The 2,265-nt window shown below is 33.1% G+C and carries 2 protein-coding genes and 1 pseudogene; all 3 read right to left on the bottom strand.

Translation table 11 applies throughout. The features are described 5' to 3' along the window. Positions 1-941 (bottom strand): annotated as a pseudogene (locus AB3X49_RS21730) (ABC transporter permease); the annotation flags it as partial. Next, a complete protein-coding gene (locus tag AB3X49_RS21725) occupies positions 931-1,812 on the bottom strand; it encodes an ABC transporter ATP-binding protein (RefSeq protein WP_367964683.1) in 882 nt (293 codons plus the stop codon). The pseudogene AB3X49_RS21730 and the gene AB3X49_RS21725, both read right to left, overlap by 11 nt. Further along, on the bottom strand, positions 1,778-2,197 hold the full coding sequence (locus AB3X49_RS21720; protein WP_002033900.1) for a GntR family transcriptional regulator: 420 nt from the start codon (positions 2,195-2,197) through the stop codon (positions 1,778-1,780). The genes AB3X49_RS21725 and AB3X49_RS21720 overlap by 35 nt, the downstream gene beginning before the upstream one ends. Between the last annotated feature and the right edge of the window lie 68 nt (positions 2,198-2,265).

Below are 2,265 nucleotides of genomic sequence, written 5' to 3'. Positions count from 1 at the left end.
ATGCAAAATAAATGGTTGCCCCCCCATATCCATATTCGTAAATGTTTTTGGAAAATAAATATTTTTTGAGTGTTTTCATTTGGCGATCGTGTATATAAATATGTGCCAAGTAGTAAATAGAACATCGTATAGAAAATAGGAACTAGCACTGACTTAGCTGAATAATACGTATGATTTGCCGGATCTCTTAAAGTGGTTGGATCGTTTTCTTTCTTACGTGATTTTGGATCATAGTGGTAACGAATCGTATAATTATATATTGGTGCAACTATATTTGTTTTTTGATTGATTTCATGAAGTTGTTCATACAAGTTGTTATTTCTAGTATCTGTAGCATGTAAATGGTTTATTGTAAAAGTGTACACTAATGGAATAAATGTAAGCCCCATTAGAAGCCATGGAATACAAAAAACGACTTGCGAAACAACGCTTCCAGTAAAAGTACCGATACATAATGCAGCTGTATATACTGCAACATAAGAGACAATTACATAAAGAAAGTATCGATGAAATGGTCCAAATGATTGATAATCAAAATGAATTGTCGTTCTATAAATAACATAGATAAGGATCCAATTTATAAGTAATGAGCCTACAATACAAAATGAACCAAAAGCCCATTTAGATAAAAAAATATCTTTTCTTTTAAATGGCATCGTCATAAGTAAAGTATTAGACTGGTTACTACGTTCCCATCCCATCAATAAACAAGCTAAAGCAATGATAAGAACAGTTAACCAAAAGCTATTACTTTCCCCAAATCCAAAATAATAGAAATAATAGTACGTTCCCTTTTCTTGTAAATCGTGATATTCAGTAAGTTGTTGCTCGGCTGCTTTATAGTATCCGACAGATAAAATATAAAGTGTGCTAAAGAAGAACAGTAGTACAGCATATTTCCCGCGCTTCCAATTCCACATCCATAACGCCTTATGAAACATACCCATCCCCCTCAAGTGTCGTAACGAAGACATCTTCAAGTGACATTGATAATTCTTCAATGAGTATTGGTTGCTCTTTATAAAACTTCTCCAGTGTTGTAGCCACATTTCCCTCAATTAAGATTGTATATACTTTTCCTGTTTGATTTAATATTTTAATATTGCTTAAGTTTTCTAGTTTTTGAGGTAGTAATCGTTCATAAGCAACTTGTACTTTAGCAAATCGTGATTTTGCATCATCTAGTGATGTAATAGAATCTACTGTATGTCCTTTTAAAATAATGATTGTATTGGCAATTTTTTCAACTTCATCTAAATGGTGAGTGGAGATGAAAATTGTAATTTCTTTTTCTGCTACTTCTTCAACGAGAAATTGTAGAATCTGTCTTTTAACGATAGGATCAAGTCCGTTTGTCGGTTCATCTAAAATGACATATTCTGCTTTTGCAGCGAAAGCTAAAATGATCGCAAGCAGTGCTTTCATTCCTTTTGAGTAACTACGAATGCGTTTGTTTGGTAAATTAAAACGTTCTAATATTTCATAAAAATATTGTTCATCAACTGCTGTATAAACTGCTTTATAAAACTTTACGATTTCCTTCACTGTATATCCGTTTAATATGTTAGTAGAATCTGGAACGTATACAACTTTTTGTTTAATTTCAGGATGCTTATGAACATCTGTATCCTCATATGTAACAGTTCCTTCATCGGGGTCTAAAATGCCGACCATCGTTCGTAATAAAGTTGTTTTCCCTGCACCATTTCTTCCGAGCAATCCGACGATACTACCTTTTTGTAATGTGAAAGAAACATCGTCTAAAATCGTTTGGTTATCAATTGTTTTCTTCAAGTTTGTCACTTTCAACATCTGTATTTCCTCCAATCTCTTTATAGTATGAATCTATCCAATCGTGAATTTTATCTTTCGTAATCCCAAGATAAGAGGCTTCTAGTAATAATTGATGAAATTGCTTTTCAACCATAGCGATTTTCCTTTCGTCTAATGTTGGGGTAATCGATTGGGCTACAAATGTTCCTTTTCCTCGTAATGTTTCAATAATCCCTTGTCGCTCTAATTCTTGATAAGCTTTACTTACTGTATTTGGATTTATAACGAGCAAAGAAGCAAGCTCGCGTACAGAAGGAAGTTTATCACTTGGAGCTAACATATTTTTTAGTACGAGCTCTTTTATATTTTGAACAATTTGTTCCCATATCGGAGTGTTGCTTCTTGGATCAAGTTGAATATGCAAGAGCAATGTCTCCTTCCTGATGAGTATTAAGTGTACTACTTCATGTAATACACTCAATACAATATAGG

The sequence above is a fragment of the Bacillus sp. C30 genome, assembly GCF_040838255.1.
GTDB classification, from domain to species: domain Bacteria; phylum Bacillota; class Bacilli; order Bacillales; family Bacillaceae_G; genus Bacillus_A; species Bacillus_A mycoides.
Note: the sequence above shows the minus strand (reverse complement) of the source record. Positions and strands in the feature narration are given on the sequence as shown.

Coding starts and splice junctions, on each gene's coding strand:
- AB3X49_RS21725 (WP_367964683.1), bottom strand. CDS start 1,812: ATGTTGAAAGTGACAAACTTGAAGAAAACAATTGATAACCAAACGATT.